The sequence below is a fragment of the Bradyrhizobium sp. STM 3562 genome, assembly GCF_045571435.1.
Lineage (GTDB): Bacteria > Pseudomonadota > Alphaproteobacteria > Rhizobiales > Xanthobacteraceae > Bradyrhizobium.
The window spans coordinates 4,403,329-4,422,881 of sequence record NZ_CP120694.1 but is presented as its reverse complement, the minus strand read 5'-3'; the positions used below and the strand labels follow the sequence as shown (position 1 = coordinate 4,422,881).

Genomic DNA, 19,553 nt, shown 5'->3' with positions numbered 1-19,553 from the left:
CCGCCCGCCCTCACGACACTGCCGCGGGTGTGCGCATGCGCACCTTCGCGCCGTCGGCGAGATCGACGGCCGGATTGAGGATGACCTGGTCGCCGCGCTTGACGCCGCTGTTGATCTCGACCTCCCGCCCCAAGTCGCGCACCACGTTGATCTTGCGTAGATGCACGACGCCGTTTTCGACCACGGCGACCTGCATGCCGCCCGCGTTGAAGATCACGGCATCGGCCGACACCCTGAAGCTCGGCGTCTTGCGCGGGATGCGCAGGTCGATGGTGCAGTAGATGCCGGGCGTGAGCGCCCCGTCCGGATTTGGGATATCGATCTCGGTCAGCAAGGTCCGCGAGCCCGGCTGGAGGGCGTCCGCGATGCGCGTCACCTTGCCTGGAAAGGTGCGATCCGGGATCTCTGGTACGTGCACCACGGCATCGATACCAGGCTTGAGCCCGAACGCCTGGTCCTGCGGCACGAACACCTGTGTGCGGATGACGTTGCCCTGCATGATGTTGAACATGAAGGTGCCCGAGGTCGCATCGGCCTGCACCAGGCTACCCACGTCGATATTGCGCTGGGTGATGACGCCGTCGAACGGCGCCACCACGCGCTGATAGTCCTTCTGCTGATGCAGTACCTGAAGCTGCGCTTCTTCGGCGGCGACATTGGACTGGGCCACCAGGACGGCGGCCTCCTGCGCCTTCAGCGTTTGCTGATCGATCGTGCCCTGCTGCGCGGTGACCCAGCCCTTCTCGACCAGCGGCCGATCGCGGTCCCAGGTCACCTCCGCGAGCTTCCGGTTGGCTTCCGCCTGCTGCAGCGCCGATTTGAGCTGGGCGAGCGTCGCTTCGGCCTGCGCGATCTGGTGATCGAGCTCGGGCGCCACGATCTCCGCCAGCAATTGCCCCGCCTTGACGCGGTCACCGATATCGACCTCGCGCCGGCCAATATAGCCGGAGGCGCGCGCGAAGATGTTGGCGCTGGCAAAGGCCGAGGTCGTCGCAGGCAGGGTGACGGTCTGGACCTCCTCGCTCGGCTGCACGGTGGCGATGCGAACCTGTGGGACCAGGTCGCGCTGCTGTTCCGCGGCGGCTGCGGCCTGACGGTATTGCGACAGATGGTTCCAGGCGCCGGACGTCAGCGCCCCTGCGAAGACGAGCACCACGCCGAGCAGGATCAAACGCCCTCGCCGCTTGCGCTTGTGCGCGGGCGGGGCCGGCATCTCGGTTTGCCGATCGGTCTCCGCCGCCTCTTCCGCATTGAAAGGCCCGTTGAAGTTCATTCCAGCACCTCGTCGAATACCCCGTGATGTGTCTTGCCGTCGTTGCCCTTGCGCAGCACGGCGAACAGGTAGGGCACGACCAACAGCGTCGTCGGCGTCGCGAACAGGAGGCCGCCGATGACCGCGCGCGCCAGCGCCGCATTCTGCTCTTCGCCGGGCGCGCCGATCGCCATCGGGATCATGCCGACGATCATCGCCGCCGCCGTCATCAGCACCGGCCTGATCCTGGTGTGGCCGGCTTCGATGGCAGCCTCGAACGCGGTCTTGCCTGCGAGCTGCTGCTCGCGCGCGAATGTCACGAGCAGGATGGAGTTTGCGGAGGCGACGCCGACGGCCATGATCGCGCCCATCAGCGACGGCACGTTCATCGTGGTACCCGTGACGAACAGCATGGTCAGAATGCCGCACAGCGTGGCCGGGAGCGCCAGGATGACGACGAAGGGATCGCCAAAATTCTGGTAGTTCACCACCATCAAGAAATAGACGAACACGGCGGCAAATAGCAGCCCGATGCCGAGGTCGATGAAGGCGCCGTTCATGCTCTGGATCTGCCCGATCACCTGAATGGTGTTGCCGGGTTTGAGCTCCTTCTGCAGGTCGGCGACGATCTTGCTGATCTCGCTGGCCACGCTGCCGAGATCGCGGCCCTGCGTACTGGCATAGACCTCGTAGACCGGCTGCACGTTGGCTTGGTTGGCATTGGTCGGAACGGTCGTGCGCTTGAAGGTCGCGACGTTGCTGAGCAGGCCCGGGATCGGCGTGTCGGTCAGAGCGGACGCCAGCGACGTCGAGACCGGCGTGTTGGCGAGATCGTTGAGCGAACCGATCTTGCTCTCGGGCGTCTGCACGGCGAGGTAATAGGGTATGCCCGACGCGGGATCGGTCCAGAAATTCGGCGTCACCTGCTCGGACGAGCTCAAGCTGACATTGACATTGGTCGCGATCGTGTTCGCGTTCAGCCCGAGTTGCGCCGCGCGCGAGCGGTCGATGTCGGCAAAGAACGCCGGCGCGTCCACCTCCTGCTGCAGATGCGCGTCCGCGACGCCCTGGATCGCGGCGATGCGCTGGCGCAATTCCTTGGCTATGCGCAGATTGTTGGCGCGGTCATAGCCCACGGTGCGCACGTCGATCTGCGCCGGCAGGCCGAAATTGAGGATCTGGGTCACGATGTCGGCTGCCTGGAAGTAGAACGTGTCTTCCGGGAACGCGACCGGCAGGACCTCGCGCAGCTTGCGTACATATTCGGCGGTGCGGCGGTGGCCCTCCTTCAGCGAAACCAGGATCACACCGTCGTTGACGCCGATGGTCGAGCCGTCGCTGAAAGCGAGGTTATAGGCGCGCGCCGGCAGGCCGATATTGTCCACCACCAGTTCGCGCTCGCTGTCGGGGATGATCTCGCGGATCTTGTTCTCGATGTCCTGGAAGATCCGCTCCGTGGTCTCGATCCGGGTGCCCGCGGGGGCGCGGACGTGCAACTGGATCTGCCCGCCATCAATCGCCGGGAAGAAGTCGCGCCCGACCATCGGATACAGCACCACACCGAGCGCCAGCACTGCCACCATGCCGATGGGCAGAATGAAGCGGTGATTGAGCAGCTCGGTGAGAGAGCGCGAATAAGCGTGCCGCAGCCGCTCGAAATTGCGCTCGAATGCGGCGTGGAAGCGCGCGAACGGATTGCGCGTCGCCTGATCCGCGGGGCCGTGATGTTCGCCCTTGAGCAAGAGTCCGATGATGATCGGCGTCAGCGTCCGCGACAACCCGTAAGAGGCCAGCATCGCGAACACCACGGCAAGGCCGAGCGGCGTGAACAGGTATTTGGCGGGCCCTTCCAGGAACACGACCGACGTGAACACGCAGGAGATCGCGAGCGTCGAGACCAGCGTCGGCACCGCGATCCCGGCCGCACCATGCAGGGTGGCCTGGGGCAGCGGCTGGCGCTCCTCGGTGAGCAGGCGGTGAGTGTTCTCGATGGTGACGGTGGAATCGTCGACGAGGATGCCGACCGCGAGCGCAAGCCCGCCCAGCGTCATCGTGTTCAGCGTCTCGCCGAGGAAATACAGGACGATCAACGAGGCCAAGATCGACAGCGGGATCGACACCATGACGACGACCGTCGATCGCCACGAGCCCAGGAACAACAGGATCATCAGCGCCGTCAGGCCCGCGGCGATCGCGCCTTCGCGCAGCACGCCCGTGACCGACTCCTTCACGAACACGGACTGATCGAACAGCTCGTTGATCTGCATGCCCGGCGGCGCGGCCGCGCGTGCGGTCTGCAGTGCCTTATGCACCGCATTGACGACGCTGACAGTCGAGGCATTGCCGTTCTTGATGATGGAGAGCAGCACGGAGCGCCGCCCGTTCTCGCGCACGACGTTCTGCTGCACCAGCCAACCGTCATGGATCTGGCCGACGTCCTTGACGAAGACGGTGGCCCCGTTCACCACCTTGATCGGGATATTGTTGAGGTCGTCGATCGAGGGCGGCGTTGCATTGGTACGGACGACGTACTGAGTGTTGCCGAATTTGGCGGTGCCCGCCGGCAATGTCAGGTTCTGCGCATTGACGGCGTTCACCACGTCGAGCGGGGTCAGCCCCTTCGCCACCAGCTTGTTCGGATCGATGTCGACCATGATCTGCCGGTACTTGCCGCCCGCCGGCGTCGGCAGCGTGATGCCGGGAATCGGCGCGAGCTGCTGGCGGATCCGGTAGATGCCGTAGTCATAGAGCTGCTGCTCACTCAGCGAATCCGAGCTCAGGCTGATCTGCAGCACCGGCACGCTCGAGGCATTGAACTGCACCACGATCGGCGGCTGAATACCGGGCGGCATCAGCGCGCGAATGGAGTTGGTGGCAGAGACGATCTGCGAGATCGCAAGGTCGAGATTGACGTCCGGCTGGAAGTAGATCTTTTGCACCGACAGCCCGGCCAGCGTCTGCGCCTCGATGTTCCTGATGCCGTTGACGTTCGACGAGATCGAATACTGGCTGTAGGTGGTGACGCGCTGCTCCATCTCGGGCGTGCTCAAGCCCGTGTAGCTCCAGATCACCGTCACCACGGGAATATTGATTTCCGGAAAGATGTCGGTGGGCATTTCGCGCACGCTGACGATGCCCAGAAACAGGATCAGGGCGGCGACCACGTAGAACGTGTGCGGATATCTGAGCGCGAACCGAACAATACCCATTGGCACTCCCCGCCCGCACCTCGCCGTGGGCACGGCTGGGCGGGCGCAATTCTCGTAACAGCCTCAACTGGCGGCAGCCGCCGCACCGCCCGCGCAAAAGCCGGATCGGCCCTCACAAGGGGGCACGAAGCCCCATGACGTAAGAGCGTACACGATCAGCCGTTGCGCGCGATTTCTCCGCCGCCCCGCCTGTTGCGTTCCCTTGCCCGTTGTTGGCAGCTCGCTAAGAAGCGCCCCCGCCGCGCCGACGAGCTGGCGGCGTTGTTACCGCGGGCGGCTTGCGCCGCACGCGCCAGCCCGAAGGCTGGATCTAGGGATCATAAGCGAGAGTTGAATGTCCAAGCAGTCCGTTTCTGCCGTAATACGCCCGCTTCTCTGACCACAAATCGGTGATTGCCGTGACGCGCGGCCTCAAAAGTGATTGAGGACACCTCGGCAACTACGAGAAAGGGATTGCAAGTCTCGCGCCAGCCGCCGCACGGGCAACATTTCAGGATTCGACAGAGCCGGCCGGCGCGCGTCGAGGATAGACCTCGACAGGGACGGCATCTTGAGCCTATTTTTGCGGCATGAGCCCTCACGACCATCACCACGATCACGGCCGCTCGGAGCTGTCCGAAACCGAGCTGCGCGTACGCGCACTCGAAACCATTCTGACCGAGAAAGGCTATGTCGAGCCCGGCGCGCTCGATGCGATCATCCAGGCCTATGAGACCAAGATCGGCCCGCATAACGGGGCGCGTGTCGTCGCCAAGGCCTGGACGGATCCCGCCTTCAAGAAAGCGCTGCTGGAAGACGGCACTAAGGCGGTGGGCACGCTCGGCCATGTCAGCCGCGTCGGCGATCATCTCGTCGTGGTGGAGAATACGCCGACCCGTCACAACATGGTCGTGTGTACGCTGTGCTCCTGTTATCCTTGGGAATTGTTGGGCCTGCCGCCGGTCTGGTACAAAGCCTCGCCCTATCGCTCCCGTGCGGTCAAAGACCCGCGTGGCGTGCTCGGCGATTTCGGCGTCACGCTGCCGAAGGACACGGAAATTCGGGTGTGGGATTCGACCGCCGAGACCCGCTTCCTGGTGCTGCCGATGCGGCCCGCGGGCACTGAAGGATTCAGCGAGGAGCAGCTCGCCGAACTCGTAACGCGCGATTCCATGATCGGCACGGGCTTTCCGAAAGCGCCGGGAGCGGCATCATGAACGGCGTGCACGACATGGGCGGCATGGATGGGTTCGGCAGGGTCGAGGCCGAACCGAACGAGCCGATGTTTCATGCCGACTGGGAAGCGCGCGTGATGGCGATGGTGCGCGCGATGGGTGCCGCCGGCGCCTACAACATCGACACCTCGCGCTACTATCGCGAGACATTGCCGCCGCACGTCTATCTCGCCAGCTCATATTACCAGAAATGGCTGCTCGGGCTGGAAAACATGCTGCGCGACAAGGGCTTTGTCTCCGAGACCGAGATGGCGGCGGGCCATGCGGTGCAAGCAGCAAAGCCGCTCAAGCGCGGTCAGTTCACGCGTGGCGATGTCGAGCGCATCATGACGCGCGGCCAGTTCGGGCGCACGCCACAGGCCGCGGCCAAGTTCAAGCCTGGCGACAAGGTGCGCGCCAGGAACATGCACCCCGTGACGCACACGAGGCTCCCGCGTTACGTGCGCGGTCATGTCGGCGTGGTCGAGCGCGACCATGGCTGTCATGTGTTTCCGGATTCGGCTGCCAAGGAATTGGGCGAAAACCCGCAATGGCTTTACACCGTCGTGTTCGACGGGCGTGAGCTTTGGGGGCCGGACAGCGATCCCACGGTGAAAGTCTCGATCGACGCCTTCGAGCCCTATCTGGAGCCCGTCTGATGGACGCGGCGGCGCGCGCGACCGCGGAAGTTCCCGGCATTCCTCGCGACGAGGGCGGACCGGTCTTTCGCGAACCCTGGGAAGCCCATGCCTTCGCGATGGCGCTGACGCTGCATCAGCGTGGGGTCTTCACCTGGACGGAATGGGCGGCGGCGCTCGCGGACGAAATCAAGCGCGCGCAAGCGGCCGGGGATCCCGACATGGGCGAGACCTATTACCGCCACTGGCTGGCGACGCTGGAAAGGCTGGTGGCGCAAAAAGGCGTGGCGTCGATGGACACGCAGCACCGCTACCGCGCCGCCTGGGACCATGCCGCCGACCGCACCCCGCACGGCAAGCCGATCGAGCTCAAGCCGGAGGATTTTGGGTAGACCCATCGCCGTCGTTCCGGAGCGTCGCGCCAACTACAAACCCGGAAGTGCGAGATTCCCCGTTTGATGCGTCGCATCGCCCCGGAATGACGGTCAGGGCGGAGCCCGCACTAACCGCCCGCCACATACTCCCGCCAGCCTTTCGCCCGCAGTTCGCAGGCCGGGCACTTGCCGCAGCCATAGCCCCAATCATGGCGCGCGCCGCGCTCGCCGAGATAGCAGGTGTGGGAGTGCTCGCGGATCAGGTCGACCAGCGCCGCGCCGCCGAGCGCATGCGCTAGTCGCCAGGTCGCGGCCTTGTCCAGCCACATCAGCGGCGTGTGCAGCTCGAAATGCCTGGCCATGCCGAGATTGAGCGCGGTGCCGAGCGCACGGATGGTCTCGTCGCGGCAATCGGGATATCCGGAATAGTCGGTCTCGCACATGCCGCCCACGATGTGCGAGATGCCGCGCCGATAGGCGAGCGCCGCCGCAAAAGTCAGGAAGATCAAATTGCGGCCGGGCACGAACGTGTTGGGCAGGCCGTCCGCCCCCATTTCGATCGCCACCTCGTGCGTCAGCGCCGTCTCGGAAATCGCGGCCAGGGTCGGAATGTCCAGCGTATGGCTGTCGCCGAGCTTGGCGGCCCAATCGGCGCGCGAGGCCCTGATGCCGTCCAGCAGCCGGTCGCGGCAGGACAGCTCGATGGCGTGGCGCTGTCCATAGGCAAAGCCGAGCGTTTCGACGCGCGCAAAGCGCGACAGCGCCCAGGCGAGACAGGTGGTGGAATCCTGCCCTCCGGAAAACAGCACCAGCGCTGTTTCTGATGGGAATTGCTCACTCATACGCGGCCCATAGCATTTCCGGCGAACAAGTGGAAATCAGCGCTGTTTGAGGCTGGGACCGCGCCGCATCTTGCGGCATAGAGAAGCCAGCGTTTCTGTTAGGGAACTCCGATCGCCATGACCCCTTCCCGCGATATTGCCGCCCTCATCGAGATCATGGCGAGGCTGCGCACGCCAGTGACGGGCTGCCCCTGGGACCTCGAGCAGAATTTTGCGACCATCGCCCCCTACACCATCGAAGAGGCCTATGAGGTCGCGGACGCGATTGCGCGTGGCGACCTCGACGATCTGCGCGAGGAACTTGGGGACCTGTTGCTGCAGGTCGTGTTCCACGCCCGCATGGCCGAAGAGCAGCACGCCTTTGCTTTCGGCGATGTCGTCGAAGCCATCACCAGGAAGATGATCCGCCGGCACCCGCATGTCTTCGGTGACGAGAGCGGGGAGCTGACGTCGGCCGACGTCAAGGGCAACTGGGACCGCATCAAGGCGGAAGAAAAGGCCGAGCGCGCCGCGCGCCGTCCCGCCGAAGAACACGACCACAAATCGCTGCTGTCAGGCGTGAAGGCCGGGCAGCCGGCGCTGAGCCGTGCGATGGCGTTACAGCGCAAGGCATCGACGGTCGGCTTTGACTGGAACGATCCGCGCGCTGTCTTGAAGAAGATCCGCGAAGAAGCGGACGAGATCGAGGCTGCGTTGGACCGCAACGACAAGGCCGAGCTCGAAAGCGAGACCGGCGATCTCCTGTTCGCGCTGGTCAATCTCGCCCGCCATGTCGGCGCTGACCCCGACATGGCGCTGCGCGCCTCCAACGCCAAATTCGAGCGCCGCTTTGCCTATATCGAGCGCGCGCTTGAAGCGCGGGGCCGAACGCTGCAGGAAGCTTCACTCGACGAGATGGATGCGCTGTGGAACGAGGCGAAGCAGAGCGAAAACGCTCCGTCGTCCCAGCCAAGCGAGCAAAGCGAGCGCCGAGGCGGGACCCAAGTTGAACCGTCATCCTGAGGCGCTCGCGATCAGCGAGCCTCGAAGGATGAACGGCCCCGCTGCGAGGGCCGGGCCGTCGCCCTTCGAGACAGCCGCGGAGCCTGTCATCGGGCCGCGCATCGCGCGGACCCGTTGGCGGCCTCCTCAAGGTGACGGTGATAGTTGGATGCCCGCTTCGCCAGGGCGCATTCCACATTCCAGTTGCGCTCACATCCCATGCGGCTCGGCATCGAACCTCGACACCACGATGTCGCGCTTGCTCGGCTCGACGCGCACGGTCATGTCGAAACGGCCGTCGTGGAGCTCCTTGTTGAGCACTTCCGAATTGCGGTGCAGCCAGGAAATGCCGGCGCCATCGGAGGCATCGATCGACAGATCCAGCGTGACGCGTGCAGCCGCGAGCTGGTCTTCGATGGCGACGAGCAGCGCGTCGATGCCCTCCCCGGTTTGCGCTGACACCAACAGGCACGGATGCTCCGATGGGCGGCGCGCGGCGATATTGGCGAGCTTTTCACGCTCCTCCGGGCTGAAGCGGTCGATCTTGTTCCAGACTTCAAGAATACGCGCGGAGTCGGGGTCGATCCCAAGCTGGCGCAGCACGGCATCGACATCGCGCTGCTGCGCCTCCGCATCTTCATGGGAGATGTCGCGGACATGCAGGATGACGTCGGCTTCCAGCACCTCTTCCAGCGTGGCCCGGAACGCCGCGACGAGCTGGGTCGGCAGGTTCGAGATGAAGCCGACAGTGTCGGATAGCATCGCCTTGCCACCATGCGGCAGGTTGATCGCGCGCAGCGTCGGATCGAGCGTTGCGAACAGCATGTCGGCGGCCTGCACGTCGGCGCGGGTAAGGCGGTTGAACAGCGTCGATTTGCCGGCATTGGTGTAGCCGACCAGCGCGACCACACGATAGGGCACGCGTTTGCGTCCGGCGCGATGCAGCCGTCGCGTCGCCTGAACCTTCTTCAGTTCATTCTCGAGGCGGGTGATGCGCTCGCCGATCAGCCGGCGGTCCGCCTCGATCTGCGTTTCGCCCGGGCCACCCATGAAGCCGAACCCGCCGCGCTGGCGTTCCAGGTGGGTCCAGGACCGCACCAGGCGGCTGCGCTGATAGTTCAGATGGGCGAGCTCGACCTGCAGCGCGCCCTCCCTGGTCTTGGCGCGGCGCCCGAAGATTTCCAGGATCAGCCCGGTGCGGTCGAGCACCTTGGTGTTCCAGGCCTTCTCCAGATTGCGCTGCTGGATTGGCGAGAGCGCACAATCCATCACCACGAGCTCCGCATCTCGCGCGCCGACAAGGCCGGTGATCTCCTCGACCTTGCCCTTGCCGAGATAGGTCGCCGGCTTGATTTCGCTGATCGGCGCGATCAGGGCATCGACGACCTCGAGATCGATGGCGCGAGCGAGGCCCTTGGCTTCATCGAGCCGGGCCTCGAAATCGCGCGAGGCGTGCTCGTCCGTTTGCGCTTCGGCTCCGCCGCGGCGCATCCGTACATACGGGCCGATGACGATCACCCGCCCTGTTGGTTTCTGCCCCGCCGACCGCGGACGGTCAGCTCCCCGTTCTCGCTCTCGGGGCTCCAATCAGATCACTCTCAAGCCGACGCATCCTCACCGCCTTCGAACAACTGGATGGGGGCGCCCGGCATGATGGTCGAGATCGCGTGCTTGTACACAAGCTGCGAGTGTCCATCGCGCCGCAACAGCAAGCAGAAGTTGTCGAACCAGGTGACAATGCCCTGCAGCTTCACTCCGTTGACCAGAAAGATCGTCAGTGGCGTCTTGGTTTTACGAACGTGATTGAGGAAGGTGTCTTGTAGATTTTGTGCGCGGTCTGCCGCCATTGTTTTTATCCCGCTATGTGCTTCTTTTTATTGGACCGGTTGCCGCCCTCTGATGGGGCATTCCCCGGCTGCCCCACCCCCTGAGTCCCCCTCTGGGGTGCGGCGAGCCGATTAGAGGGCAGGTCCGGTTTTTAGGCAAGCCGCTTGAGACGGCAATGGGAGGGCCAAATCGCAGATTTCTTTGCAAAACTTTCAAAGAAAGGCGAATTTTCCCAAGCAAATACATGAAACGGCAACGCTTTTTGGGCTTTCCGCCTTTCAGCCGACCCCGAGCGCCTTCAGCTTCCGGTGCAGTGCCGATCGCTCCATACCGACAAATTCTGCGGTTCGCGAGATATTGCCCGAGAAACGGCTGATCTGGGCGATCAAATAGTCCCGCTCGAACACCTCGCGCGCCTCGCGCAACGGCAGGCCCATGATGTGCTCGCCATTGTTGCTGGTCGGCATCGCCGGGACCATGGAGCCGACGTCCTGCGGCAGCATATCAGCGGTGATGATGGTTTCGGGCCCGCCGGCGGCCAGAATCATGACGCGCTCGACGTTGTTGCGCAACTGGCGGACGTTGCCCGGCCAGACATGCGATTGCAGCACCGCCATCGCGTCCTGGCCGATCTGCCGCTTCGGCAGGCCAGTGGTAGCCGAGATCTGATCCATGAAATAATCGATCAGTTCGGGGATGTCCTCCCGCCGCTCCGACAGCGGCGGCACGCGGATCGGCACCACGGAGAGCCGATGATAGAGGTCCTCGCGGAAATGGCCGGCGGCGATTTCCTCTTCGAGGTTGCGCGCGGTCGAGGAAATGATGCGGACGTCGACATGGACCTTTGTGGTGCCGCCCTGGCGCTGGAAAGTCTGGTCGACCAGTACCCGCAGGATCTTGTTCTGGGTCTCGCGCGGCATGTCGCCGATTTCGTCGATGAACAGCGTGCCGCCATGCGCCTCCTCCAGCGCGCCGGTCTTGCGCGGCTGCTCGCCGTTGGACTGCTCGATGCCGAACAGTTCGACTTCCATCCGCTCCGGCGTGATGGCCGCGGCATTGATCACCACGAATGGTCCATCGGCGCGATTGGAAGCAGCATGCAGCGTACGCGCCACCAATTCCTTCCCCGAACCGGCGGGGCCGACGATCAGGATGCGGCTGTTGGCCTTCGCCGCGCGCTCGATCGTCTGCCGGAGCTGGTTCATTGACGGCGAGCGTCCGGTCAGAATGCTCGCGGTCGGCGCGAGCTGTTTCAATTCCCGCACTTCCCGTTTCAGTCGCGACGTCTCCAGCGCACGCGTCGCCACGAGGATGAGCCGATCCGATTTGAACGGCTTCTCGATGAAGTCATAGGCGCCGCGCTTGATCGCGGCGACCGCGGTTTCGATGTTGCCGTGACCGGAGATCATGACGACGGGCAGATCGGGATGATCGCGCTTGATCTGCTCCAGGAGCTGCAGCCCGTCGAGCTTGGAGCCTTGCAGCCAGATGTCGAGAAACACCAGGTGCGGACGGCGGTTGGCGATCTCGGCGAGCGCCGTATCGCTGTCGCGCGCGGTGCGGGTCGAGAACCCCTCATCGTCGAGAATGCCCGCAACCAGTTCACGAATGTCGGCTTCGTCGTCGACGATCAAAATATCACTTGCCATCGGTCCCACCCTGCCTCTCGTCAGTTGCCCGTTGCGGCTTCGGTTTTTGTGTCACTGTTGGTCGTTTCAGCCGTGTTGTTGGTTTCTGATGCCGGCTGTTTTGTTTCGTCTGTCGGTTTCGTTTCGCTCATCGTCGGGTTGTTGTCCGTACCCTGCCCCTTCACCTCGATTTTCGATGCACGTCCCGAGACCGCAAAACGCAGGCGCATCCACGCGCCGCGCTGGCCGGGCCGGAAATCGGACGCATCCTTGAGTTCGATGCGCCCGCCATGGTCCTCGAGCACGCGTCCGACGATGGCAAGCCCAAGGCCCGTGCCCTTGGCGCGCGTCGTCACATAGGGCTCGAGCAGGCGCTGGCGCGCCACTTTGGGCAGTCCGATCCCGTTGTCGATGACGTCGATGATGATCTCGTCCTTCTCGCGCTGGGCGACGACGTCGATACGGCCCTTGCCCAATTCGTCCGGCGCTACCGCCTCGATGGCTTCGGTCGCATTCTTGATGATGTTGGTCAGCGCCTGGGAGATCAGCCGTCGATCGAACTGCGCACGGAGCGGATCTTCCTTGATGTCGGTTTCGATATCGATATCGGGATGCCCGACCTTCATCAGGAACACGGCCTGTCGCACGGTGTCGGCCACGTCCTCGCCCTCGATCACCGGCTTGGGCATGCGCGCGAAACGTGAGAACTCATCGACCATCCGTCTGATATCGTCGACCTGGCGCACGATGGTTTCGGTGCATTGGTCGAACACCGCCTTGTCCTCGGTGATGACCTTGCCGAATTTGCGGCGGATGCGTTCGGCGGAGAGCTGTATCGGCGTCAACGGATTCTTGATCTCGTGGGCGATGCGGCGCGCCACATCGCCCCAGGCCGAGGTGCGCTGCGCGGAGACCAGCTCGGTGATGTCGTCGAGCGTGATGATGTAGCTGTCGCGCGAGGATTGGCTGGTCTTCTCGGCGCTGATGCGGACCGAGAGATTGCGCTCGCTGCCGTCGCGCAGCAACGTCACCTGCCCTTGGACGAGGCGCTGGTTGCCCTCGCGCGCGGTCTTCATCAATTCATCGAGTTCGGGCAGCACATCGGAGAGCGGATGGTCCAGCGTCTCGGATTCGGCATGGCCGATCAGCTTTTCCGCGGAACGGTTGAGAATGCCGATGCTGCCGGACGCATCGACGCCGATGATGCCGGCGCTGGCCGATGACAGCACGCCCTCGATGAAACGACGCCGGCTGTCGATCAGCTCGCTCGCGTTGACGAGTTCGTCGCGCTGGGTGCGCAGCTCCTGCGTCATCTTGTTGAAGGTTTCACCCAACTGGGCGAGATCGCCCTCCGACTTCATCACCGGCACCTGCACATGCAGATCGCCTGTGGAGACCATATTGGCCGCGTTCATCAGGCGCCGGATCGGGGCCACCAGCCAGTTGGCGAAATTCAACCCGATCAGCACCGAGGCCATCAGGATGGTCAGCGCGATCACGGCAAACATCAGCGCGAAGGCGACCTGGATGCCGAGCCGTTGCGATTCCATTTCGGAATAACCGGCGACGCTGGCCTCGGTCTGCTTGAGTTGCGCCACCACCCGCGGATCGAGCACGCGCTCGACATAGAGGAACGTGTCGGTGAAGGCCCGCAGCCGGATCACGGCCGCGACCGAATTCGAATCGGGCAGCACCGCGATTTCGGGCTCGTCCTCATTGACGTTTTTCAGGAAGTCGGGCGACGGCGGCGAATAGGGTAGCTGAGAGCCGGTATCCGCCGTGACCAACGGCTTGGCGTCCTTGTCCATGATCATGGCGCCCGGCAGATTGCGGGCGACGGCACTCGCCGTCAGCAATTGCAGAAATGAGCCGCGATCCTGGTCGTAGAGCGGCCTTGCATGGCTGATGTCGACGGCCATTCCCAGAATGTCGCCACGAATGAGCTGGGCGTGTTCCTGCACATAGGCGCGGGCAATGGTCAGCGAGTTCTGAATGACTTCCCGCGTCGGCCCCGAAAACAGCCGGTCGAGACCACGGTCGATGGTGACGTTGGCGATGATCGCGACCAGCACCGCTGGCAACACCGCAATCACCGAGAACAGCCCGACGACCTGGATGTGCAGGCGCGCAGCGGCCCGGCCACGGCGCCGCGCCAGCACCATCTGCCAGACTTCGCGGAGAATGATTCCCACCAGGAGCAGGATGGTGGCGACGTTGATGAGGTAGAACGACTTCACCACCGGCGGGGTCGGCGGGATCCGGGTGAGACCCGTCAGCACGATGAAGGTCAGGAACGCCGACAGAAGCGCGATGCCGACCGCAAACGGCGCCAGCCAGCGCCGCAGGGACGACCGCTTTGGCTCAGCAAGCGATGGATCGAACGGTGCTGGGGCGGCCTCTGCGCTGATCATTCCGACAAAGTGTGGTGCTGAAGCGGGTCACGTTCGCGGGGATGCGAACTGATGCATTCATATCACAATGTTGCCGAATTGCGACAATTCCGCGGCGTGTCTGCCGCCGAAATATTCATCCACAAGCGAACGAAAGCTTTTGAAAATGTCGCCGCAAGTCTATGCGGGCTCCGATGTATCGAGAGAGCGGCCCTCCCTAATCGCGGAGCGGCGCTCCACCAGCGCATCCATGCCGTGCCGGTGCAGCCACAGAAGACCCATCGCAAGCTGCCGCAGGTCATTGCGGTCCGGGCCGATCGGGAGCCGGCGCGCGCGCCGCAGGGCGTCTGCGGCCTGCCGTTCCAATGGCGACATCTCGTGCTCCATCCTCGGGCTCAATTGCTCTCCTTCTCCCGATCATGAGGTGATCGGAGGCAGACGACATTCACCTACATGATGTGGCGGGTATTTTTTGTGAGCTGGTTCACTAAACCGGCGCGTGGTCCAGGCCGAACTGGCTGCGTGGACTAGGCTTTCCGGCTTGCCTTGGCGGCCTTGGTCCGGTTGTCGGCGGCTTCCTTGGCGAGCCTGAGTTCACGAAGCCGCGCCATATTGGCGCGCACCGCTATTGCTTTCTCCGCGGCCTCTTTCATGGCCTGCGCCCCCTCCTCGGCAGCTCGTCGCTGTCGGTCCTGCCTTGCTGCCTGTTCTGGGGAAAGGGTGTCTGGACGCTTGCTGCTCACGAGCGGCCTACCAGGTTCGGGGCCGAGACTGCGGCTCCGGACCCGAGCGGGCCGAAGCCGACCCAATCGGCAGCGCCACTCTCAGCCCTTCTGTAAGCATTTGGCGGACCCGCGATCGCATTCGCACGCAACTCGATTGGGTTGTTCAGCCGAACCAACGCACCGGGACTCGCGAAGTTCCCGGTGCGTCCGGATGGCGTGCAAATTCGACGGAAATGGCCGGTTACCGGTAGCCGCGACGCTGGCGCGCGAAAGCATAACGCGGGTTGATGCCACAGGTCGCGTTGGTGCCGGATGCACTCGCCATGCACTGGCTATAGGTGGCGAATTGGCAGTTGCCTGGATGGCCCCAGTGTCTCCCCTGCAGGCAGTAACGTCCCGCAGCGGATGCTGGCGAGAGCGAGGCAGCGACGACAAGCAAGGCAACAGCAGACATGCCGGCGAACAGAATGCGATGCATCTGACTGGCTCCTCGGGTCGGGTTTAATGATGATGAACGCTCCGGCCCGCTTTCCGTTCCTATCCTAGGTTGCGCCGGACCTGTTCGCACCGAAGTCGTGGATAGCCGGATGTGTGTAAGCGAGGTGTAAGCTTCGCATCGCAGGATGACCGCGCGCCGTTCTCAGAGGCGCAGCTTCGGTCTCCCAAGCTCGGAGCGGCCCCGCCTGCTAGACCTCCAGCAGGCGGGGTTCCATTGCCTCAATTGCCGCTGCGATAGACCTGGATGTCGAGATCGCGGATCTTTTTCCGCAGCGTGTTGCGGTTGAGCCCGAGCAGGTCGGCCGCCCGGATCTGATTGCCGCGGGTTGCGGCCAGCGCTGCCGTGAGCAGCGGAACCTCGATCTCCTTGAGGATGCGGTGATAGAGGCCCGGCGGCGGCACGCCGTTCGGGAAGCCCTGGAAGTGCGAGGACAAATACGCCTCCACCGCGCCACCGAGATTATCAATGCCGTGCTGGACGGCGGCGCCGGCGGTCACCGCCGGAGGCGCGAGCTCGCCATCGATGACCGAGGCGGTGATGACGTCCTGCGGATAGAGCGCCGCGAGCCGCCGGGCGAGATTTTCCAGTTCACGCACATTTCCCGGCCAGCGATGCTGCTTCAGCCGCTCCAGCGCCAGCGCGTCCAGCTTCTTCGGCGGCAAGCCGTCCTTCTCGGCAAGCGCGAAGAAGTGCCGCACGAGATCCGGCAAGTCCTCGATGCGCTCGCGCAGCGGCGGCAGCCGCAGCGGCACCACGTTGAGGCGGAAGAACAGGTCTTCGCGAAACAGGCCCTGCTGAATCAGGATGCGCAGATCCTTGTTCGAGGCGGCAACAATGCGCACGTCGGTCTTGATCGGGGTACGGCCGCCCACGGTGGTGTATTCGCCCTGCTGCAGCACGCGCAACAGCCGGGTCTGCGCCTCCATCGGCATGTCGCCGATCTCGTCCAGAAACAGCGTGCCGCCTTCGGCCTGTTCGAAGCGGCCCGAGGCGCGGGTGTTGGCGCCGGTGAACGCGCCGCGCTCATGGCCGAACAGCTCCGATTCGATGAGATCGCGCGGGATCGCCGCCATGTTGACCGCAACGAACGGCCCGTTGCGCCGCTTGCCGTAGTCATGCAGCGCGCGCGCCACCAGCTCCTTGCCGGTGCCGGATTCGCCCGAAATCATCACGGTGAGATCGGTCTGCATCAATCGCGCCAGCACGCGGTAGATTTCCTGCATCGCCGGCGAGCGGCCGACCAGCGGGATCGATTCGAATTCCTGCTCGTCCGGCTGGCTCGGCGTGCGCTCCTTCGGCTCGGCAAGCGCACGGCCCACGATCGCGATCAGCTCCTTCAGATCGAACGGCTTTGGCAGATACTCATACGCGCCGCGCTCGGACGCGCGGATCGCGGTCATGAAAGTGTTCTGCGCGCTCATCACGATGACCGGGAGATTCGGTCGCATCTTCTTGATGCGCGGCAAGAGGTCGAACGCGTTTTCGTCCGGCATCACCACGTCGGTGATGACGAGGTCGCCCTCGCCCTGGCTGACCCAGCGCCACAAGGTGGCTGCGTTCCCGGTGAGCCGGACTTCATAGCCGGCGCGCGAGAGAGCCTGATTGAGAACGGTCCGGATGGCGGTGTCGTCATCGGCGACAAGAATGCTACCTGCAGGCATTGTTAGTCCTCATCGGTCCTGTGAGGCATGCAACGGCGTCCCCGGAACGTCATCGCGATGGCTTTGCTCTGGTTGCTGTTTGGCGCTGTTGTACATGGGCATCAGCACCCGGAACGTGGTCTTGCGCGGCTGCGACTCGCATTCGATGATGCCGCCGTGGTCGCCGACGATCTTCGCGACCAGCGCAAGGCCGAGGCCGCTGCCGGTCTGTTTCGTCGTCACGAACGGATCGAACAGATTGGGCAACAGGTCCTCCGGCACGCCGGGACCATTGTCCTTGACACAGAATTCCAACGGCAAGGAGACACGCGATTTCTTGCCGGGGACCGAGAGCCGCACGCCCGGCCGGAACGCGGTGGTAAGCTGGATTTCGGCATCGGTCCCGAGATCGACCACGGCTTCGGCCGCGTTCTTCACCAGGTTCAGGAACACCTGGATGAGCTGATCCTGGTTGGCGAGCACCGGCGGCAACGAGGGATCGTAATCCTCGACAAAGCGGACGTTGCGGGCAAATCCCGATTGCGCCAGCCGCTTCACATGATCGAGCACGGAATGGATGTTGACGGGGCCGCGCGCCACCGGACGGTCGTCGCCGAACACTTCCATGCGATCGACGAGCGTCACGATACGGTCGGCCTCATCGCAGATCAGCCGCGTCAGCATGCGATCCTCGGACGAGGCCTGCTGCTCCAAGAGTTGCGCGGCGCCGCGGATACCGGAGAGCGGGTTCTTGATCTCATGCGCGAGCATCGCGGCCAGCGCGATCACCGAGCGCGCGGCGCTGCGATGGGTGAGCTGGCGGTCCATCTTGTCGGCGATGGTGCGCTCCTGCAGCATCACCACGATATGGCCCGGCCGCTCGGTGAGCGGCGCGACATGCAGATCCACCTGGCGATCGCCGCCGTTGCGCGGCGTACCGAGATCGACCTTGTATTCATTGACCGGCGAATTGCCCGAGCGGACCTGGTCGATCAGGGACAGCAAGGGACTGCCGAACGGCACCAGCTCCTTCAGCGACTGGCGCTGCAGGAACTGCGTCGAGAGATCAAAAAAGGCCTCGGCGGCGTTGTTGGCGTCGATGATCCTGCCGTCCGGCCCGATCAGCAGCACGGGATTCGGCAGCGCGTTCAGGATCGCATCGCTGTCGGATAGCAGTGCCTTGCGATGTTCTGCGGCTGTCGTGGTCATGCAGCGGCACTCCATGCAAAGTCGTCGAACGCTTCGGTGAGGGCCTGATGCACGCGGCGCGGATCGTCCGACGTCAGAATCCGCTCGCGCCAGCCCTTGAGCGTCTCGGCGGGCGCCTGCGCGCAAGCGGCGGCAATGTCGAGGGCCCAGGACAGATGCTTGCGCGCGTGGCGCAGGCCGACACGCAAGCCGTAATGGCCGCAGACTTCATCATAGAGCGCGCGTAAGTAGGCGAGCTGCTGCGGCAGGCTCGGCGCCTCCTCGACGATCCCGGTCGCGAGCCGCCGCGCGATCTGCCCGGGCACCCAAGGGGCGCCTTGCGCGCCGCGGCCGATCATCACGGCATCCGCCCCCGATTGGTCGAGCGCGGTGACCGCGGCCTCGAATGAGGTGATGTCGCCATTGACGACGAGCGGAATGGAAACCGCCTCGCGCACGGCGCGTATAGCGGCCCAGTCGGCACTGCCCTTGTAGAATTGCGCGCGGGTGCGGCCGTGCACCGTGACCATCTTCACGCCGGCGGCTTCGGCGCGGCGCGCCAGCTCAGGCGCATTGCGCGTGCGGTCATCCCAGCCGAGCCGCATCTTCAGCGTCACCGGGACTGTTGCGGCCGCGACGGTCGCTTCGATCAGACCGGTCGCATGGTCGAGATCGCGCATCAGCGCCGATCCGGACTGTCCGCCGGTCACGTGGCGGGCGGGACAGCCCATATTGATGTCAATGATGTCGGCGCCGGCCTGTTCGGCGATTCGGACCCCCTCGGCCATCCAACGGGCTTCGCAGCCTGCGAGCTGCACCACATGGGGGCCGACTCCGGCCGCCTCGCAACGCAACCTGGAGATGGGGCGGCCTTGAGCCAAATCGTCGCTGGCGGTCATTTCGGAGACGACCAGGCCGGCCCCCAGCCTTGCCGCCAGACGCCGGAAAGGGGCGTCGGTAATGCCTGACATCGGGGCGAGTAGGACCCGGTTGGCGAGCTGAATATCGCCTATTCTCAGCGACTTGGAACGTAGATCGTCCGGGCCGTTCACGGATGTCTCGTCTTTTGGGGCGCAGCCGCATCATCGCGGCTGCTGTCGATGCCATTTTGCGCACAATTCTTGTGCAGTCAAGCTTTATGCCTACAGTTTAGACAATTGTTGCAGT

At 64.2% G+C, this 19,553-nt stretch carries 17 protein-coding genes; 4 read left to right on the top strand and 13 right to left on the bottom strand.

Features of this window, described 5'->3' with window-relative positions; all coding sequences use genetic code 11:
• Nucleotides 1-10 precede the first annotated feature (10 nt).
• Both P6U23_RS20465 and P6U23_RS20460 read right to left on the bottom strand, forming a co-directional pair.
• Nucleotides 11-1,273, bottom strand: coding sequence for an efflux RND transporter periplasmic adaptor subunit (locus tag P6U23_RS20465; RefSeq protein ID WP_407174343.1), 1,263 nt, complete (start codon nt 1,271-1,273; stop codon nt 11-13).
• Entirely contained in the window at nt 1,270-4,461 is a 3,192-nt protein-coding gene (locus tag P6U23_RS20460) for an efflux RND transporter permease subunit (protein WP_407174341.1), read from the bottom strand. Before P6U23_RS20460 ends, P6U23_RS20465 begins: the two co-directional genes overlap by 4 nt.
• 569 nt (nt 4,462-5,030) lie before the next feature.
• Here P6U23_RS20460 and nthA point away from each other — a divergent pair.
• From nthA to P6U23_RS20445, 3 genes are read left to right on the top strand one after another with little or no spacing between them, the layout of a single operon-like run.
• On the top strand, nt 5,031-5,657 hold the full coding sequence (nthA, locus tag P6U23_RS20455) for a nitrile hydratase subunit alpha (protein WP_407174339.1): 627 nt from the start codon (nt 5,031-5,033) through the stop codon (nt 5,655-5,657).
• Complete coding sequence (nthB, locus tag P6U23_RS20450; RefSeq protein ID WP_407174337.1) at nt 5,654-6,313, top strand: nitrile hydratase subunit beta; 660 nt, start codon at nt 5,654-5,656, stop codon at nt 6,311-6,313. The genes nthA and nthB overlap by 4 nt, the downstream gene beginning before the upstream one ends.
• Nucleotides 6,313-6,684 carry a nitrile hydratase accessory protein gene (locus tag P6U23_RS20445; protein ID WP_407174335.1) on the top strand — a complete coding sequence of 124 codons (372 nt, stop codon included), beginning with the start codon at nt 6,313-6,315 and terminating at the stop codon, nt 6,682-6,684. Before nthB ends, P6U23_RS20445 begins: the two co-directional genes overlap by 1 nt.
• A gap of 110 nt (nt 6,685-6,794) precedes the next feature.
• On the opposite strand, the gene queC is transcribed toward P6U23_RS20445, so the two are convergent.
• A complete protein-coding gene (gene queC, locus P6U23_RS20440; protein WP_407174333.1) occupies nt 6,795-7,508 on the bottom strand; it encodes a 7-cyano-7-deazaguanine synthase QueC in 714 nt (237 codons plus the stop codon).
• A gap of 117 nt (nt 7,509-7,625) precedes the next feature.
• Between queC and mazG the strand changes: the two genes are divergently transcribed.
• Nucleotides 7,626-8,510 (top strand): nucleoside triphosphate pyrophosphohydrolase, encoded by an 885-nt coding sequence (mazG, locus tag P6U23_RS20435; RefSeq protein ID WP_407174331.1) that lies wholly within the window; start codon nt 7,626-7,628, stop codon nt 8,508-8,510.
• Nucleotides 8,511-8,699: 189 nt separating this feature from the next.
• Here mazG and hflX read toward each other — a convergent pair whose 3' ends face one another.
• From hflX to dusB, 10 genes are all read right to left on the bottom strand, one after another.
• On the bottom strand, nt 8,700-10,076 hold the full coding sequence (gene hflX, locus P6U23_RS20430) for a GTPase HflX (protein ID WP_407174329.1): 1,377 nt from the start codon (nt 10,074-10,076) through the stop codon (nt 8,700-8,702).
• An 11-nt stretch (nt 10,077-10,087) separates the two neighbouring features.
• Nucleotides 10,088-10,336 (bottom strand): RNA chaperone Hfq, encoded by a 249-nt coding sequence (hfq, locus tag P6U23_RS20425; protein WP_006613906.1) that lies wholly within the window; start codon nt 10,334-10,336, stop codon nt 10,088-10,090.
• A gap of 258 nt (nt 10,337-10,594) precedes the next feature.
• On the bottom strand, nt 10,595-11,965 hold the full coding sequence (locus tag P6U23_RS20420; protein ID WP_024510988.1) for a sigma-54 dependent transcriptional regulator: 1,371 nt from the start codon (nt 11,963-11,965) through the stop codon (nt 10,595-10,597).
• A gap of 20 nt (nt 11,966-11,985) precedes the next feature.
• Nucleotides 11,986-14,355 carry an ATP-binding protein gene (locus P6U23_RS20415; protein WP_407174326.1) on the bottom strand — a complete coding sequence of 790 codons (2,370 nt, stop codon included), beginning with the start codon at nt 14,353-14,355 and terminating at the stop codon, nt 11,986-11,988.
• 159 nt (nt 14,356-14,514) lie between these two features.
• A complete protein-coding gene (locus tag P6U23_RS20410) occupies nt 14,515-14,709 on the bottom strand; it encodes a hypothetical protein (protein ID WP_407174324.1) in 195 nt (64 codons plus the stop codon).
• A 152-nt stretch (nt 14,710-14,861) separates the two neighbouring features.
• The gene (locus P6U23_RS20405; RefSeq protein ID WP_407174322.1) at nt 14,862-14,987 is read right to left on the bottom strand and encodes a hypothetical protein; all 126 of its coding nucleotides are present in this window, start codon (nt 14,985-14,987) and stop codon (nt 14,862-14,864) included.
• A 313-nt stretch (nt 14,988-15,300) separates the two neighbouring features.
• The gene (locus P6U23_RS20400; protein ID WP_407174320.1) at nt 15,301-15,537 is read right to left on the bottom strand and encodes a DUF3551 domain-containing protein; all 237 of its coding nucleotides are present in this window, start codon (nt 15,535-15,537) and stop codon (nt 15,301-15,303) included.
• A 239-nt stretch (nt 15,538-15,776) separates the two neighbouring features.
• Entirely contained in the window at nt 15,777-17,219 is a 1,443-nt protein-coding gene (ntrC, locus tag P6U23_RS20395) for a nitrogen regulation protein NR(I) (protein WP_024510984.1), read from the bottom strand.
• 9 nt (nt 17,220-17,228) lie between these two features.
• The gene (locus P6U23_RS20390) at nt 17,229-18,407 is read right to left on the bottom strand and encodes a two-component system sensor histidine kinase NtrB (protein ID WP_407174318.1); all 1,179 of its coding nucleotides are present in this window, start codon (nt 18,405-18,407) and stop codon (nt 17,229-17,231) included.
• Entirely contained in the window at nt 18,404-19,357 is a 954-nt protein-coding gene (dusB, locus tag P6U23_RS20385; protein WP_407181528.1) for a tRNA dihydrouridine synthase DusB, read from the bottom strand. The genes P6U23_RS20390 and dusB overlap by 4 nt, the downstream gene beginning before the upstream one ends.
• Between the last annotated feature and the right edge of the window lie 196 nt (nt 19,358-19,553).